The following is a 16,155-nucleotide window of genomic DNA, read 5'->3' as shown; positions in this document are numbered from 1 at the left end:
CCATCAAAAATATCTTGATGCGAACATTATAATATGACCTTTATACTTGTGACGGGTTGCTGAAATTTCAAGTACCAAAATTTTGCGTGCAAAATTATATGAATTCCAGCCAGTTTGATTGCCACAAGTATTTAACGGTGCGATGATGCGATAAGTTTACAGTTGCAAACATGTTTTTTTTAACTTTAAGGATTGTTATGTTCAGCGGATTTTCTGAGACTTCTACTTTGCTTCAAGAGAGCCCCACTCTTTTTATCTCTATATCTGTTGCTTTTGGCTTAATGGTCGGCAGTTTTTTGAATGTAGTGATTCATAGGCTGCCGAAGATGATGGAACGTGAATGGCATAACAACTGCCTTGAATTGCAAGGTAAAGAGATACCAGAAGTAAGCAAATATACGCTCGCATCCCCTCGTTCAGCTTGCCCAAACTGTGGGCATAAAATTACCGCACTAGAAAACATTCCGGTCATTAGCTACCTCCTTTTACTAAGAGGAAAATGCAGTGGCTGTAAAACCGCAATCAGCATGCGTTATCCTTTAATTGAAGCACTTACTGGCTTGCTAATTGGCTTAGTTAGCTGGAAATTCGGCTATACCAGTCTCACAGTATTTGCATGGATATTCACCTTCGCACTTATCGCGCTGACCTTTATTGACTTTGACACGCAATTACTACCCGACGACATCACGCTGCCACTATTATGGCTAGGTCTATTATTCAATCTTAATAATGGTTTTACTGACTTAAAATCTGCGGTGATTGGAGCGATGGCGGGTTACCTTATTTTATGGTCTGTTTATTGGGCATTCAAACTAGTCACGGGTAAAGAAGGTATGGGCTATGGCGACTTTAAACTACTCGCAGCAATTGGCGCATGGTTTGGCTGGCAATTATTGCCTGCCGTCATTTTATTGTCCTCCGTATTAGGCGCGGTGATTGGCATCAGCTTAATAGTGTTTACAAAACGTGGGCGAGAAGTTCCAATGCCGTTTGGTCCGTTTCTAGCCATAGGCGGCATAGCTGCACTGTTTTTAGGACCACAACTAGCTAGTTACTATTTAGCGTAACCTCTATGATAGTTGCGCTCACAGGTGGCATAGGTTCAGGAAAAAGCGAAGCTGCAAGGCAATTTGCAGCGCTAGGCGTGCCTATTGTTGATGCAGATGTGATTGCACACGAACTCACCGCGGCTGGTCAGCCTATACTAACTGAAATCGGCCACATTTTTGGCTCGGATACCTTAAATATTGACGGCTCTTTAGACCGGGCCGAATTGCGCGAACATGTATTTAACAATCCTGCCGAGCGCCTAAAACTTGAAGCGCTTATTCATCCAGCTATTCACAAACAGGCTTTAAAACAACTTGCGGATAATGAACTGCGGTTGCATCCCGCTTATCAAATCCTAGTCATCCCCCTTTTATTCGAAAACAATCGTTACAGCGGGGTGGCAGATAAAATCTTGGTAATCGATTGCGATGAAAGCATACAAATTCAGCGTGCTATGGCTCGAAGCAATATCAGTGAGTCAAATGTAAAAGACATGATTAAGGCGCAAGTGGCAAGAAATGTACGGTTAGATTCTGCGGACGAAATTATCGTAAATGATGGCACACTTGCTGAATTACAAGAAAAAGTTATACGAATTCATAAAAAACTCATTAGAACTTGCATAGTTAGCAAATAAATTTGATAATTCAGTTCAACTTTAACTTACACAATATTTCATGATTAACACGGCGCTATTTTTCTAGTAACTGAATGAACGATTAGTTAAATTATTCATGCCTAGCTACGATTATCCATTTAACGAACGCATACGCACATTTTTACGTGTTGAGGATTTATTCGCCAAAGTTTTATATAACATGGAAGGTAGTCATGAGTTCCAACACCACTGCGCTTTAATTACCCTACTGCAAATATTAGATATTATAGATCGCTCAGAATTAAGATCAGACCTGATGCAAGAACTCAGCCGCCAAAGAATGGTAATGGATGCACTACAAGGTAACCCCGCGATTGCCCCGCAAAAACTAGCAGAAATTCTAAACGAAATTGATACGGCTGCAGACTCACTACGCGCTGAAAACACTAAGTTAGGTCAAACACTACGCACTAATGAATGGTTGATGAGCATCAAGCAACGAGCTGGCATCCCAGGTGGCGTGTGCGAGTTTGATGTTCCTTCTTATCATTATTGGCTTGGACTTGGCGAAGATAGACGTAAACAAGATTTAAAAACTTGGCGCCATCCATTGGTACCTATGCACAATGCCATTGTGATTATTATGCGTATATTACGTGGTAGTGGATCGACAACTAAATTAATAGCCGCTAACGGCGCATATCAACAAATGCTTGGTGGCAGCAAACCTGCCCAAATGTTGAAAATTGATGTTCCAGCCAACCTCACATGTTTCCCAGAGGTAAGTGCAAATAAATATGCAATCAGTATCCGTTTCAATATCTTAGACTTCACCCAAAAACCTCAAAAGTATGACGAAGATGTAAACTTTACATTAACGCTTTGCAACTTATAATCTCCTTAAAAGACTAATTATAGTTATCGTATCTTTAGCGAGCTTTTTACTGAAAGCTGTCGATATATACATTGGAATTTTGTCGCATTAACTTCAACTTAGAAACACGACCATTCATATGGAAACCACAAAAAAACGTTTAGTGACTTGCCCTCAATGCAAAAAACTATCAGAATATTCCACCAGTAATGCCTTTAGGCCATTTTGTTGTGAGCGTTGCAAAATGATAGATTTAGGACTGTGGGCAAGTGAACAGTACGCGATTCCAGTAGAAATTAAAGAAGAAGATCTTGAGCAAGGATTTACTGACGTTAACTTTTCTAGGCAATAAAATTGACATGCAAAATACTTTCTACAAATACTTTGGTCGCCTCCCCTTATCGTTAATGCTAGCGCTTATTGGTACTCAGCTTCATGCTAAGGAAGTAGTGGCGACAAAAAATCTTGTTTCAATCAGTGACGCCTGGGTTCGCCCGACCAACCCAGGGCAAGAAGTAGGCGCGGCTTATATGACATTCTTGAGTAAGCAAGATATGACGCTGGTCAGTATAGAAAGTAGCGCGACTGACAGTGTAGAGATTCACAATATGACCATGGAAAATGGTGTAATGAAAATGCGCATGATGGAAAACTTGGCGCTAAAAGCTGGCGAACCTTATAAACTCGCACCAGGTGGCTTTCACTTAATGCTTTTTGATTTAAAAAAACCACTGGCTGTGGGTGAACAAGTACGTTTTACGCTTCATTTTAAATCAACCGCAAAATCTAACGCCAAATCAAACGTGACCATTAAAAATCACAAAAATAAATCTTCTGATTTAACACAAACCATCAATGTGATGGTGCAAGCTCCACCTGAGAACACTGCTCACTAAGCCAAGCACTGCGCAGCGTGGCGATACCATGCGCACCATGCGATTTTGCTTCATGCAAATCTACGGGCAGCATGCCGCCAAGGGCATAAACTGGTAAAGCATAGCCATCAATTAAACGAGAAAACTTAGCCCAGCCCAAAGGCTCATCTTCAGGATGGCTGCGCGTCGCTTTTACTGGCGATAACATCACATAATCCAGACCAAGTGCAGCGGCATGCGCTAACTCTTTGTCATTATGACAGGAGGCACCGCATAGCATTGCATTTGGTTTTATCTGCAATCGCATTAAATCTCTAGCGCTAAAATGTATACCCGCGACATTCAATATGGCTAGGGCAGATTGGTGACTGGAGTTAATCAGTACTTTGGCACCATAGGGAGAAACCAGATTAATAACTCGCTTGGCAAATGTCTCGAATGCTTGAGTTGAAAGCTGCTTCTCGCGCAGCTGTAGCATTTTCAATCCATTATCCAAGGAAATTTGGAGGCGTTCAAAAAACAAATCTTCGCCTAATTCACTTAAATTGCTAATCGCATAATTTGAGGGCAAACTCAGCGCTGCAAAGATAGGCGCGTTAGCGGGCAGCATCGGCGAAACTTCAACTTTATCAGAAGGCTGCCAAACTAGCCGTTGATTCTCCAAACCACGCGGCTCGCCATTCCACTTGGTAACAATAAAAAAATGCAACTTAACGGATTTGGCGGGTGAATCCAATTGACCTGTTGCATGGTATTTCGCCGCGTAATCAAAGCTACGCGTTAGCCATGGGTAAAGTGATGCCACCTCGATGCCAAGCTCCTCTTGCAGCTCGCGTTTTAATGCTTGCTGTGGCGTTTCGCCCTCTTCTACTTTGCCCCCAGGAAATTCCCAGTAACCTGCCCAAGGTTTGCCAATAGGTCGTTCTGCCAGCAACACCCAGCCGTCTTCGCGCTGTATAACTCCGACCGCGGCATGCGTTATTTTGCGTGTTGTTGAATTCATCCGTTAATGTGTCAGGCGGAATGCTCAGCAGCAAGTTGTTTTCTACCTGCGTAATCTCGTGCAAATTGATAGGCGATTCGACCACTGCGTGAGCCGCGTGTATGCGACCACTGCAAGGCCGCAGTGCTAGCAGCTTCGTCAAATATGGATATTCCATAATGGCGTAACCACTGCGCGGCAATGATTAAATATTCATTTTGATCAAACGGATAAAAAGCCAACCACATCCCAAATCGGTCTGACAAAGAGGTTTTTTCTTCAATGGAATCGCCTGGTCTAATCTCGCCGCCTAAATGCTGGGTTTCTAAGCTTTCTGCCATAAATTCAGGTAACAAGTGGCGACGATTTGACGTGGCATACACTAAAATATTATCTGAAGTCGCCGCCATCGAGCCATCCAATACGACCTTGAGTGCTTTATAGCCAGCCTCGCCAACTTCAAAAGACAAGTCATCACAAAACACAATGAAGCGCTCTAATCGGTTACGTAACAACGCTGTAATTTGTGGTAAATCAGTTAAGTCTTGTTTATCTATCTCAACAATACGTAGTCCATCTTGCGAGAATTGGCTTAACAAAGCTTTAACGATAGAGGATTTGCCTGTGCCCCGTGCGCCAGTAAGCAACACATTGTTTGCGGTATAGCCTTTTACAAACTGTGCCGTGTTGCGAACAATTTCAGTTTTTTGTTGGTCAATATTATGCAAATCATCCAACTGAATAAGGTGCGGATGAGGAATCACTTCCAAATAACCATGCCCTTTATTATGCTGCCAGCGCCATGCGATGGCAGACCAATCAGGCTCACTTGGCGCGCTTGGAATAAAGGCTTCTAGCCGCGTTAGCAAGTTTTCTGCACGTTCTATTAATGGACTAAAGTCGGTCATTTTAGATATTGCAATTAAGATCTGTAGTCGGCATTGATTTTGACGTAATCATAGCTAAAGTCACACGTCCAAACCGTGCATGAAGCATTACCACGTGCTAAATCTACTCGCACTAAGATTTCAGGCTCTTTCATTACCGCTGAACCCTGTTCTTCTAAATAAGCTGTAGCTCTACCGCCATTTTCAGCCACTAATACATCACCTAAATAAAGCTTCAGTGCGCTTACATCAAGATTATCGACACCTGCATAGCCAATGGCAGCCAAGATACGGCCTAAATTAGGGTCAGATGCGAAAAATGCAGTTTTAATCAATGGTGAATGCGCAATAGCATAAGCCACTTTACGACACTCAGCTTCATCACGACCGCCTTCAATTTTAACGGTCATGAATTTAGTGGCGCCTTCGCCATCACGCACAATGGCTTGGGCTAACTCGATGGCTACATCGGTCATCGCATCGCGCAAGGCAATGAAATCGGCACTCGTTTCATTTACTTCTGCGTTACCTGCAAGGTTAGTTGCCATCAAAATCAAGCTGTCATTGGTCGAGGTGTCACCATCCACAGTAATGCAGTTGAATGATTTATTCACAGCGTAGTGAATAATGCTTTCAAGTGCAGACTGACTCACCGCAGCATCGGTCGCAATATAACCCAACATAGTCGCCATGTTAGGGTGAATCATGCCAGAGCCTTTGCTGATACCCGTGATGGTGATGGTTTTGCCGCCAAGTTGAATTTGACGTGATGTGCCTTTTGCAACAATATCCGTCGTCATAATTGCTTCAGCGGCATTCAACCAATTATCTTCTTTTAAGTTTGCTATCGCCGCTGGCAAGCCCGCAATGACTTTATCGACTGGTAATGGTTCTAAAATCACGCCCGTTGAGAATGGTAAAATTTGGTTGGCCTGCAAATTCAATAATCCACTTAATGCATCGCAAGTTTGTTTAGCACGATTCAAGCCATCTTCACCTGTACCTGCATTTGCGTTACCTGTATTCACTACCAGCGCACGAATACTTGATTTTTGTGCAAGAAACTCTTTACACAAAATAACTGGTGCTGCGCAAAACTGATTTAAGGTAAATACGCCAGCCACGTTGCTGCCTTCAACTAAAGTCATCACCAACACATCTTTACGGTTTGGTTTACGCACATGCGCCTCAGCAAAACCTAATTGAACACCTTTAACAGGCAATAGTGATGCGGCTTGCGGGGGGGTAAGTTTAACGGGCATTGCAGTTTTCCATAATGATTAATGTGGGTATTTTAACGTATTAGTGAGCTTGTGTTGATTAGTTAGTTTGTACTGATATCAAGCGAGGTTTTAAATATACAAAACTGAGAGCCTATGAGCTTCTTATTATTCGGATTGATGATGCTCTACACGATTTCTACCCAAGCGTTTAGCTTGCAACAACGCATTGTCTGCAGCTTCAATGAGTTCAGAAACACTGCCTAGATTAGGATAAGAAGCGGTACCTGCACTAAATGTAGCGTGAATGACACCGCCTGCAAAGTGATGAGTGAATCGCGCAAAATCTTGTCTAATCTTGTCAATAATAACGGCGGCTTGCCTTGCATCTACGCCAGGCAAACCAATAATATATTTTTCACCACCATAGCGCCCGATTAAATCAATTGAGCGCAAACGCCCCTTGAGCAAATAAGCTAAGGTGCGTATCACCAAATCACCTACTGGGTGCCCATAAGCGTCATTAATGGATTTAAATTGGTCAATATTGAGCATGACTACCGCCATTTCTTGATCTAACGATAAATCACGCAACATCGCTGCCAACTTAATCTTGGAACTTGCATGGTTTAGCAACCCGGTTAAGCCGTCTACTTGTGTTGAACGTTGCATCTCACGAAAGCGAGAAATTTTAGCCTCGACCACTGCGGCTAATAACACAGGATTAAATGGCTTCATTAAAAACTGGTCGCCACCAAGTCTGAGTGCTTCAACTTGCAAGCTAACTTCAGAGTCCGCAGATAAATACACAATTGGTATTGTCGCGTAATCTTCTGTTTGGCGTAGCACACGAGTCGCCTCCACACCATTGAATTTTGGCATGTGCATGTCCATTAGAATCAAATCTGGCCTATATATCTCAAGCGCATCAAATAATTTATCTGGGCTATTGATAGAAAAAGTATCAATGTCATATTGAGCCAGCGCTCTTTCTATGGACGCTAAAGCGACTCTAGAGTCTTCGACTACCAACACATGACTTTTTTCTTGAGGTGCCGCTTTGACTAAATCCAAAATGCGACTTAGCACCATGGTTGATTGATTTTTAATGGGGATAGTCGCATCCACACCAGCGCGCATCAACTTAACTATCGGCTCAGGCTCTAATGGTTCGCCTAAATAAAGCATTTGGCTTGAGAAGAATTGTTGACGAAAGTGAGCAATGAGGGCGAGTTGCTCTGCTGAATCAATATTTACACCCATAAAAATAACCGCTAAAGGTGCACTGTGTATTGCAGACTGATCTTCCCAGGCAATAATTTCAATTTTAAAACCAAAAAAAGACAGTTGCTCTTTGAGTTCATTCGCAACATCAAAACCATGGTTATCAGCTACGACTAAGATATGGCGTGGCTTTATCCATGGATCGCCTTCCGTTTCAAAATAGACTCTGTTGCGTTCTTTATCTTGATGTCGCCTCGATGCTGGTGATAATGACATGGATTCAACCATGCCATTTAGCGTATCAATTTTCTTTTGTATACTTTCCTGATCTTCACTTGAAATTGGATGGGCGCTCTCATTAGAAAGTTTGGCGAAAGCCTCGCATTCAAGCTCCTCGCACAAACGCACTAATCCTGACATATGTAAGCGATTAAAACTATCCACCAAGCTATTAACCGCCACGATAAATTCAATGGATCGTTCAAACTTACCTTCAAGTAAATAGCGCTTCCAGTGACTATTCATCGCTGCAAGACGCTCAGAAAACAAGTCTTTTCCTATAATACCCATTATCAATAGCCTTTATGGTAATCCAGAGCAACGGTGTAAGTTAAGTGCGAAATGCGTGGTTATGACTTAATTTATGAGCAATTGTTAGAATGGATGAATCAATCAATACAATTCAATACTAACATTCATACACCATACCAACCAAATGGTTATTGGCCTAAAGCCCAAGCCTAGCAAAGGTCTTGCCTGTTTTTTTATCGAGAGTTATAAACGAACAACAAAAGCCTTGGCTTGCTTACCAGCACACCAACGTTTCCACATTTGCCTAAATGCGACACTTACGGCTTTAGCGGCTATATCATGCTGGCTGAATAACGATTGCTGAAAGCGATATCTTAATTGCTGCCTAGTCTCAGCAAGTCCAGCAAGATTATCGGAAAAATAACAGGCTTTTGCAAGATAGGTGGCGGCGTCGGCGACTACAAAGTCACCCAAGCTCAAATGACGCATAATCGCCTGAGCGCCTCGGCTTATCATTCTGTCGCCAGAAATGCATAAAGTAGGCACCCCCATCCACGCAGCATGACATGTGGTGGTGACTCCGTTGGCAGGCATAGTATCTAAGCAAATATCCACTTGATGATGCAAAGCTAAATACTCCTGCATCGATGTTCTGGGCAACCAGACTACACGCGATAAATCAACCCCATACTGCTTAAACCAATCAAATATCCGTTTATGATTACCGCTTTGCGCATCGCCAATCAATATGCATTTGGAGGATGGTAGTTGCACTAACACTGAGCTCCATAACTGCACAGTACTTTGCGTTATTTTGTTGGTGCGATTAAAGCACGCGAATGTGAGATATCCATTATTTAAAGCAGGAAGTGAGTTAACATCTGGCGATTCTGTTACAGATGAAAATGGCGCATTAATCGGCAACTGTACTAGCTTTTCAGTAAACTGTTTATCAAACTGCCCTTGGGGAAGCAGGTATTCATCCGCTAAGTAATAATCCATATTACTTAACCCAGTTGTGGCTAAATAGCCCAGCCAACTCACTTGAATCGGCGCAGGTTTAAGGGCAAACATGGTGAGTCGATTACCCGAGGTGTGACCGTCTAAATCTACCAAAATATCAATGGCATCACAGCGAACCTTATTGGCTAAGTCTTCATCGTTTAACTGATCCACCACTTGCCAATGCTTAAAATAAATTTTTAACCGCTCGCTAGTTGCGTCCTCAATGGCCGTAGCGGCGTAGGCATACAAATTGAGCTCAGGATTTTTTTGTAAATAAGGTAGTAATGGCTCCAAAAAATTACTTAATGAATGCTCGCGCAAATCTGCTGACACAAACCCAATATTGAGCGGTCGGCCTGAAGCTCTTAAATTGGTATGTTTTTTAATACTAGTCTTAGTTGCTCGCTCATAGTATTGAGCAAACTGGCAATGCCGTTGCCATAAGGTTTCGGCAGTACTTGCCTCATCATGGCTTAAACAAAAAAGTAAGTTGCTAAAGCAGCTAGCAAAAGCTGGCTGTATTTGCAAAGCTCGATCAAAGCAAGCGACTCCTTGCTCAATGTCGCCCAAATCTTTTCTAACAATGCCTAAATTGTTAATTGCTGCCACATAATCTGGCTTTAACTCAATAGCTTGCTCAAAAGCTTGAGCCGCACCGATTAAATCATTTTGGCTTTTTAATGTTAAACCATAATAGCAATGCTCTTGTGGATCGAGTTTATTTAACTGCAAGGCTTGATATGCGGCTTGAGTAGCATCTTTTTTTTGCACCATATAGGTGTCGCTCAGCATTTTCCAGCCAATTAGCCATTGCGGCTGAGCATCCAACAATTCAAGCAACTGCTGTTCGAGTACTACATATTGCCCAGTCATAAACAATTGAATCAGCGCCATCACAACATCGTCATGTGGCAGTTGCTCTAATGTTTGATTATCTGACAAATCAGCGCTTACCCCTTCCGCCATGTCGTACCTAAGGCGGTATCTTCTAGCACGATCCCAGCATCGGCAAGCGCTTTGCGAATTCGATCAGCCTCAGTATAGTTTTTATTTTTTTTAGCTTCATTTCGATGAATAACCAATTGATCAATATCAATTTTAAACTCAATACTAGTTAATTGGGCTACAACATCTCCATGTAAAAATTCATCCGCGTCTCGTTGTAATAAACCCAAAACGCCAGCAAGATTTTTGAGCAAACCAGCCACTTCTAATGACTTGCTTTTATTAACTTCATTAGCTAAATCAAACAGTACCGCCATCGCTTCTGGTGTATTAAAGTCATCATCCATTGCCTCTTTAAAACGAGTTGCATATGGATTCTGCCAATCAATCGCCGCCTCATTAATCATCAACCCGCGTAAAGAGGTGTACATACGAGTTAGCGCTGATTTTGCATCATCTAAATGCTGGTCAGAATAGTTAAGCGGGCTACGATAGTGGGCGCGTAAAATAAAGAACCTAATCACTTCTGCATCGTACTTTTCTAATACAGTACGAATGGTAAAAAAGTTGCCTAACGATTTAGACATCTTCTCTTCATCCACGCGCACAAAGCCATTATGCATCCAATAGTTAACCATTTGGCAAGGCTCACCATTATGGCTGTGAGCGGCTTCTGACTGCGCAATTTCATTTTCATGATGCGGAAATTGCAGATCTTGTCCGCCACCATGAATATCAAAACGCTCCCCAAGATGATGTGAGCTCATTGCCGAGCATTCAATATGCCAACCTGGGCGGCCCTTTCCACCGTTAGGGCCTCCAAAAGGAGAGTCCCAACTTGGTTCGTTTGGTTTCACTGATTTCCACAACACGAAATCCATGGGGTCTTTTTTATGCGTGTCCACTTCTACACGCTCACCTGCACGCAAGTCTTCAAGTGACTTACCTGATAATTTGCCATAGCCTTCAAAGTTGTTCACCGAATAAAATACATCGCCATTTGCAGCGACATAGGCAAAGCCCTTTTCAATTAAGGCTGAAATCATTTTTATCATGCCATCGATGAATTCAGTGGCTTTGGGTTCAATATCGGGGCGAATGATGCCTAACTTCGCAGAGTCTTCATCCATTGCATCAATAAAGCGCTGGGTTAATTGACCTATCGTTTCGCCATTCTCATTAGCGCGCTTAATAATTTTGTCATCAATATCCGTGATATTACGCACATAGTTAACGGCATAGCCCGAACTGCGTAGCCACCGACTCACCATGTCGAACACCACCATCACGCGTGCATGACCTAAATGACAATAGTCATAAACAGTCATCCCACAGACATACATACTCACTTTTCCAGCGACAATTGGCGTGAATATTTGCTTTTCACGAGCGAGCGTATTGTAAATTTTTAGCATAATCTGAGGGTAAAGGAGGTTTAAAGAATTTGTTAATGAATAGTGGTTAAGTAAATGAATGATTTAGAAGTTTTTGCTAAATATAAGGCAATTATCCCAAATGAGCTATTGGATGTTAGCTAGGCTATTGATAGAATTACACTTTGTCTTTAACTAGAAAAAGTATATCACAATGAATAAATATATTTATCTGCTAAACGCTATAATCGCACGGTCTTTATTGGTAGCCGCCGTGAGTTTGTTAGCGACTGCGGCACACGCAGATGAGCTTAAAGACATTTCACAACTTGCAGATCAAGGTCAATCTGCAACTGCCATCGAACGCTTGAATACTTACATTATTGCTAATCCAAAAAATGCTCAGGCAATGTTCATGAAAGGCGTTTTACTTGCAGAGCAAGGTCGCCGTGATGAGGCCATTCGAACATTTACTGAAATCACTGAAAAATTTCCTAAATCACCTGAGCCTTATAACAATTTAGCAGTACTTTATGCTGATCAAGGTCAATTTGATAAAGCTAGAAAATCACTTGAAACTGCAATAAAAAATCATCCAAACTATGCCACAGCGCATGAAAATTTAGGTGATATTTATGCGCGCATGGCTTCTGAAGCCTATGACAAAGCGCGCCATCTAGACAACAGCAACCCACGTCTAGAAGGCAAGTTATCCACAATCAAAGAAGTATTGAGGGCAGGTAACAAAACCTCGCTCAACACTAAACAACCGGCTAAAGCCGTGGTAAAGTAATAAATCAAGATTTCAGTAGGTACTATTTCAGTAGATACTAAAACTGTATAAACAAAAGTTGCCGCTTATCTTAAAACCAAAAACCTTTGAATCTATTAAATCCGATATCCATTGCCGTTTTGCATTAACCAGAAGGAAGTCTATGCGTAAATTTTATGCAGTTGTCATACTTGCAGTTTTTTCAAGCTTTGCTCTGCTCAGCACACCAGCCATTGCCGCGAACCCTCAAGTTACATTTGAAACGAATCGCGGTAATTTTGTTGTTGAGTTATATCCTGAAAAAGCCCCTAAAACCGTGGCTAACTTTTTAAAATATGTAAACTCTGGTTTCTACAAAGAAACCATTTTTCACCGTGTCATTAATCACTTTATGATACAAGGCGGTGGCTTTAATGCTGACATGTCTGAAAAGCAAACACTCGCGTCTATTAGCAACGAAGCTGCTAATGGCTTAAAAAATGAAATTGGTACGATTGCCATGGCTAGAACCAGCGACCCAGATTCGGCAACCGCTCAATTTTTTATCAACCTTGAGAATAATATTCCGCTCAACTATCAAGGCCCAGACCCTGACCAAATCGGATATTGCGTATTCGGTCGCGTATTAAAAGGCATGGATGTCGTGCGCGAAATTGCGATTACTCCAACTATAAACGTGGGGCAATATTATGACGTACCAAAATCAGCAATATTGATACACCAAGTTAAACTCAACACCAACGCAACTAACAACTAGGCCTTTACGGGCTTTATTTACACTTTTAAATTTAAGGATATTTTGTGGTTAAATTACAGACAAACTTTGGCGAGATTACTTTAGAACTCGACGCAGAAAAAGCACCGATTACCGTAGCAAATTTTTTGCAATATGTAGACAATGGTTTTTATGATGGTACGATTTTTCACCGCGTCATTGATGGCTTTATGATTCAAGGCGGTGGTTTTGATACATCAATGAGCCAAAAAGAATCTGCAGACGAAATTAAAAATGAAGCAGACAATGGCCTAGCAAATGATCAATATACCATTGCTATGGCTCGTACTTCTGCGCCGCATTCTGCTAGCAATCAATTCTTTATTAACGTTGGCAAGAATGACTTTCTGAACCACTCAGCGCCTACAAACAGTGGCTGGGGTTACTGTGTTTTTGGTAAAGTAACCGCAGGCATGGATGTTGTAGATAAAATCAAAAAAGTGAAAACTGGCAACAATAAAAGTCATCAAGATGTGCCAGTAGAGAGTGTCATTATAGAAAAAGCAACGCGCTGCTAATGCTTTTACGTTAAACCGTAACTTATTAAACATATTAGATTACGCTGTTTAGCATGCAAAATCTCGGAGATAAATCGGACAAACATTTAAGTCAAAGCTTAAATGGTCACAGCCTGTTTATCTCCGATCTGCATTTATGCGCGAGTCGTCCACATATCACTGCGGCCTTTTTAGGCTTTCTAAAAAATACCGCATCGAAAGCAACTGCACTATACATTTTAGGTGATTTGTTTGAATACTGGGCAGGCGACGATGATATTCAAGATGCCCATCATCAACCAATAATCTCGGCTCTTAAGCGCCTCTCTGAGGCAGGTGTTAAGCTTTACTTGATGCATGGCAACCGTGACTTTTTAATTTCCAGCGTATTTTGTGATGCTACGGGAATGACCTTGTTGCCCGACCCTAGCCTAATCAATCTACATGGGAAAACAGTCTTGCTCAGTCACGGTGATGACTTATGTACAGATGATGTGGAATACCAAAAATTTAGGTTACAAGTACGCGAGGCTAAATGGCAGGAGGATTTTCTGAAATTACCGTTACAAGTCAGAAAAGACCAAATTGAAACTATCCGTACGCGTAGCGAGCATGAAAAATCACAGAAATCTATGCTTATCATGGACGTGAACCAAACGGCTGTTGAGCAGGTATTAAAAACTTACCACTATCCAGAGCTACTCATTCACGGTCATACGCACCGGCCCAATGAGCACCATATTCAATTAGACGGTCACAATATCACGCGTTGGGTATTAGGCGATTGGTACGAACAAGGCAGCTATCTGAGTTGCGACGAGCTGGGTTGTAAGGCCATGTCACTACTAAAAGATTGATCCAATTTAGAGTTGATAGCCTGGAATCTTAGACTCATCAACATCATCAATTTGCTCAGGCTCTAGAAATTGCTCGGCGTATCTCATATATACTTTTTCACGCACAAAAAGATCAAATAAATCTGGATCTATGTGATGATCAACTTTCATTTTACCGAGAATATATAATGACTCTGAAAGTGTTTTAGCTTTCTTGTAAGGCCTGTCTTTCGATGTAAGCGCTTCAAAAATGTCCGCAATGCCCATTACACGAGCGGGGATCGACATTTGATCACGCGTTAACCCTTTTGGGTAACCTCGACCATCCATACGCTCATGATGCCCACAAGCATATTCTGGAACGCGTTTTAAGCCATTTGGGTATGGTAAAGACTCAAGCATGTTGATAGTGACCACAATATGATTATTAATAATCTCTCGCTCTTCTTTGGTCAGCGTGCCACGTGGAATATTCAGGTTGTAAATTTCATCTTCACTCAAAAATGGTCTTGAGTTACCGTCGGTATCGATCAGCTGATAGGCGGCAATATTAATCACACGTTGCTGAGCTTCATCGGTCATAGACTCGCTACCGAAATTAGATATTCTTAAAAACTTTATATCTTCATCACATTGCTGATTAAATGTTAATAATTGAGAGTCTAGGCTAGCTAAGTCTTGTATATATCCATTTTCTAATGCCTCAATTTGCTTTTTAAGGTGGTCGCACTCCGCTTGCTTTTTAAGCAATTCAAATCGCTGCTCGATTAAATCAATGCGGTCGAAGATTCCAGACAACTTAGTGGGTTTATCCATGACATATTCTGGCGTGGTGACTTTACCGCAGTCATGCAACCAGCCAGCAATCTTTAACTCATAAAATTCTTTTTCGTTAAGTGTAAACTCTTTAAGTGGTCCTTCTTGAGTGTCAATTGCGGCCTGCGCCAACATCAAAGTAAGCTCTGGTACGCGCCTGCAATGTCCACCAGTATAAGGAGATTTCTGATCAATAGCTTCTGCCATTAATTCAATAAAGGCTTCAAACAACCCTTTCAGGCCTTCAATCAAATTATGGTTGGTCATCGCAACCGCAGCTTGAGACGCTAGCGATTCAACTAGGCTCTGGTTAGCTTGCGAAAAAGGAATAATCTCCTGCGTATCAATATCAATCGCATTGATAAGCTGAAGAACGCCAATGACTTCTGCTTCATGGTTTTTCATTGGAATGGTTAAGAAAGACTGCGAGTGATAGCCCGTTTTCTCATCAAATTTACGTGTGCCAGTAAAGTCGAAATTTTGAGCGCTATAGGCATTGTCAATGTTAACGGTTTTGTCATTCACCGTCGCATATGCAGCCACTGTGGTTAGATTTGGCCTGCCATCATCCAGATATAATGGTATAGGCATGAATGGAATTTCCTTGCCTGTCGTTCCACCCATGGCAAGAGCCAGCGTTTTATTGCGCATGATCTCAAACTTAAGATGTTTGTCATCCGTAATGGTGTAAAGCGTTCCACCATCTGCGTTGGTAATTTCCTGAGCACCTAGTAATATTGTTTCTAATAAACGTTTATTATCCCGCTCAGCGGAAAGCGCAACACCAATCGTGTTCAAACGCTCAAGTCGTTTTAATAAATATGGATGTTGTTGATCCGTCATGCTTAAAATTTGACTTCCTGACAGGTTGTAAGGGTGATTTGCAAGTCGA

At 41.8% G+C, this 16,155-nt stretch carries 15 protein-coding genes and 1 pseudogene; 9 read left to right on the top strand and 7 right to left on the bottom strand.

The features are described from left to right. Positions 1 to 197 precede the first annotated feature (197 nt). The 5 genes from PSV17_RS12550 (at position 198) to PSV17_RS12530 (ending at position 3,421) form a co-directional block, all read left to right on the top strand. The gene (locus PSV17_RS12550; RefSeq protein ID WP_300483173.1) at positions 198 to 1,070 is read left to right on the top strand and encodes an A24 family peptidase; all 873 of its coding nucleotides are present in this window, start codon (positions 198 to 200) and stop codon (positions 1,068 to 1,070) included. A gap of 5 nt (positions 1,071 to 1,075) precedes the next feature. Continuing rightward, complete coding sequence (gene coaE, locus PSV17_RS12545; RefSeq protein ID WP_300483171.1) at positions 1,076 to 1,690, top strand: dephospho-CoA kinase; 615 nt, start codon at positions 1,076 to 1,078, stop codon at positions 1,688 to 1,690. 97 nt (positions 1,691 to 1,787) lie between these two features. Then, on the top strand, positions 1,788 to 2,546 hold the full coding sequence (gene zapD / locus PSV17_RS12540) for a cell division protein ZapD (RefSeq protein WP_300483169.1): 759 nt from the start codon (positions 1,788 to 1,790) through the stop codon (positions 2,544 to 2,546). A gap of 118 nt (positions 2,547 to 2,664) precedes the next feature. Further along, entirely contained in the window at positions 2,665 to 2,877 is a 213-nt protein-coding gene (locus tag PSV17_RS12535) for a DNA gyrase inhibitor YacG (RefSeq protein WP_300483166.1), read from the top strand. 7 nt (positions 2,878 to 2,884) lie between these two features. Next, the gene (locus PSV17_RS12530; RefSeq protein WP_300483163.1) at positions 2,885 to 3,421 is read left to right on the top strand and encodes a copper chaperone PCu(A)C; all 537 of its coding nucleotides are present in this window, start codon (positions 2,885 to 2,887) and stop codon (positions 3,419 to 3,421) included. Here the strand turns inward: PSV17_RS12530 and PSV17_RS12525 are convergent. The 6 genes from PSV17_RS12525 to cysS all read right to left on the bottom strand — a co-directional run bounded on the left by PSV17_RS12525 (position 3,378) and on the right by cysS (position 11,609). Beyond that, entirely contained in the window at positions 3,378 to 4,403 is a 1,026-nt protein-coding gene (locus PSV17_RS12525) for a Nudix family hydrolase (RefSeq protein WP_300483160.1), read from the bottom strand. The genes PSV17_RS12530 and PSV17_RS12525 overlap by 44 nt on opposite strands. An 11-nt stretch (positions 4,404 to 4,414) precedes the next feature. Next, the gene (locus PSV17_RS12520; protein ID WP_300483157.1) at positions 4,415 to 5,290 is read right to left on the bottom strand and encodes an ATP-binding protein; all 876 of its coding nucleotides are present in this window, start codon (positions 5,288 to 5,290) and stop codon (positions 4,415 to 4,417) included. A 14-nt stretch (positions 5,291 to 5,304) separates the two neighbouring features. Continuing rightward, the gene (gene argJ, locus PSV17_RS12515; protein ID WP_300483155.1) at positions 5,305 to 6,531 is read right to left on the bottom strand and encodes a bifunctional glutamate N-acetyltransferase/amino-acid acetyltransferase ArgJ; all 1,227 of its coding nucleotides are present in this window, start codon (positions 6,529 to 6,531) and stop codon (positions 5,305 to 5,307) included. A gap of 126 nt (positions 6,532 to 6,657) precedes the next feature. Next, entirely contained in the window at positions 6,658 to 8,283 is a 1,626-nt protein-coding gene (locus tag PSV17_RS12510; protein ID WP_300483152.1) for a diguanylate cyclase, read from the bottom strand. A 204-nt stretch (positions 8,284 to 8,487) separates the two neighbouring features. Continuing rightward, positions 8,488 to 10,215 (bottom strand): glycosyltransferase, encoded by a 1,728-nt coding sequence (locus PSV17_RS12505; RefSeq protein ID WP_300483149.1) that lies wholly within the window; start codon positions 10,213 to 10,215, stop codon positions 8,488 to 8,490. Continuing rightward, positions 10,200 to 11,609 carry a cysteine--tRNA ligase gene (gene cysS, locus PSV17_RS12500; protein WP_300483146.1) on the bottom strand — a complete coding sequence of 470 codons (1,410 nt, stop codon included), beginning with the start codon at positions 11,607 to 11,609 and terminating at the stop codon, positions 10,200 to 10,202. Before cysS ends, PSV17_RS12505 begins: the two co-directional genes overlap by 16 nt. Before the next feature lie 172 nt (positions 11,610 to 11,781). On the opposite strand from cysS, the pseudogene PSV17_RS12495 reads away from it, so the two are divergent. From PSV17_RS12495 to PSV17_RS12480, 4 genes and pseudogenes are all read left to right on the top strand, one after another. Beyond that, positions 11,782 to 12,324 (top strand): annotated as a pseudogene (locus tag PSV17_RS12495) (tetratricopeptide repeat protein); the annotation flags it as partial. Between the two features lie 178 nt (positions 12,325 to 12,502). Continuing rightward, positions 12,503 to 13,096: a peptidylprolyl isomerase gene (locus tag PSV17_RS12490; RefSeq protein ID WP_300483143.1), complete on the top strand. Its 594-nt coding sequence runs from the start codon at positions 12,503 to 12,505 to the stop codon at positions 13,094 to 13,096. Between the two features lie 44 nt (positions 13,097 to 13,140). Next, the gene (locus PSV17_RS12485) at positions 13,141 to 13,632 is read left to right on the top strand and encodes a peptidylprolyl isomerase (protein ID WP_300483141.1); all 492 of its coding nucleotides are present in this window, start codon (positions 13,141 to 13,143) and stop codon (positions 13,630 to 13,632) included. Between the two features lie 53 nt (positions 13,633 to 13,685). Then, positions 13,686 to 14,468, top strand: a complete 783-nt coding sequence (locus PSV17_RS12480) for a UDP-2,3-diacylglucosamine diphosphatase (protein ID WP_300483140.1) — start codon at positions 13,686 to 13,688, stop codon at positions 14,466 to 14,468. Positions 14,469 to 14,474: 6 nt separating this feature from the next. On the opposite strand, the gene PSV17_RS12475 is transcribed toward PSV17_RS12480, so the two are convergent. Beyond that, a complete protein-coding gene (locus PSV17_RS12475) occupies positions 14,475 to 16,106 on the bottom strand; it encodes an HD family phosphohydrolase (RefSeq protein WP_300483139.1) in 1,632 nt (543 codons plus the stop codon). Positions 16,107 to 16,155: the final 49 nt, after the last annotated feature.

The sequence above is a fragment of the Methylotenera sp. genome, assembly GCF_029946165.1.
Taxonomy (GTDB): domain Bacteria; phylum Pseudomonadota; class Gammaproteobacteria; order Burkholderiales; family Methylophilaceae; genus Methylotenera.
Note: the sequence above shows the minus strand (reverse complement) of the source record. Positions and strands in the feature narration are given on the sequence as shown.

Coding starts and splice junctions, on each gene's coding strand:
- cysS (WP_300483146.1), bottom strand. CDS start 11,609: ATGCTAAAAATTTACAATACGCTCGCTCGTGAAAAGCAAATATTCACG.
- PSV17_RS12535 (WP_300483166.1), top strand. CDS start 2,665: ATGGAAACCACAAAAAAACGTTTAGTGACTTGCCCTCAATGCAAAAAA.
- PSV17_RS12525 (WP_300483160.1), bottom strand. CDS start 4,403: ATGAATTCAACAACACGCAAAATAACGCATGCCGCGGTCGGAGTTATA.
- PSV17_RS12475 (WP_300483139.1), bottom strand. CDS start 16,106: ATGACGGATCAACAACATCCATATTTATTAAAACGACTTGAGCGTTTG.
- zapD (WP_300483169.1), top strand. CDS start 1,788: ATGCCTAGCTACGATTATCCATTTAACGAACGCATACGCACATTTTTA.
- PSV17_RS12550 (WP_300483173.1), top strand. CDS start 198: ATGTTCAGCGGATTTTCTGAGACTTCTACTTTGCTTCAAGAGAGCCCC.
- coaE (WP_300483171.1), top strand. CDS start 1,076: ATGATAGTTGCGCTCACAGGTGGCATAGGTTCAGGAAAAAGCGAAGCT.
- PSV17_RS12505 (WP_300483149.1), bottom strand. CDS start 10,215: ATGGCGGAAGGGGTAAGCGCTGATTTGTCAGATAATCAAACATTAGAG.
- PSV17_RS12530 (WP_300483163.1), top strand. CDS start 2,885: ATGCAAAATACTTTCTACAAATACTTTGGTCGCCTCCCCTTATCGTTA.
- PSV17_RS12490 (WP_300483143.1), top strand. CDS start 12,503: ATGCGTAAATTTTATGCAGTTGTCATACTTGCAGTTTTTTCAAGCTTT.
- PSV17_RS12520 (WP_300483157.1), bottom strand. CDS start 5,290: ATGACCGACTTTAGTCCATTAATAGAACGTGCAGAAAACTTGCTAACG.
- argJ (WP_300483155.1), bottom strand. CDS start 6,531: ATGCCCGTTAAACTTACCCCCCCGCAAGCCGCATCACTATTGCCTGTT.
- PSV17_RS12480 (WP_300483140.1), top strand. CDS start 13,686: ATGCAAAATCTCGGAGATAAATCGGACAAACATTTAAGTCAAAGCTTA.
- PSV17_RS12510 (WP_300483152.1), bottom strand. CDS start 8,283: ATGGGTATTATAGGAAAAGACTTGTTTTCTGAGCGTCTTGCAGCGATG.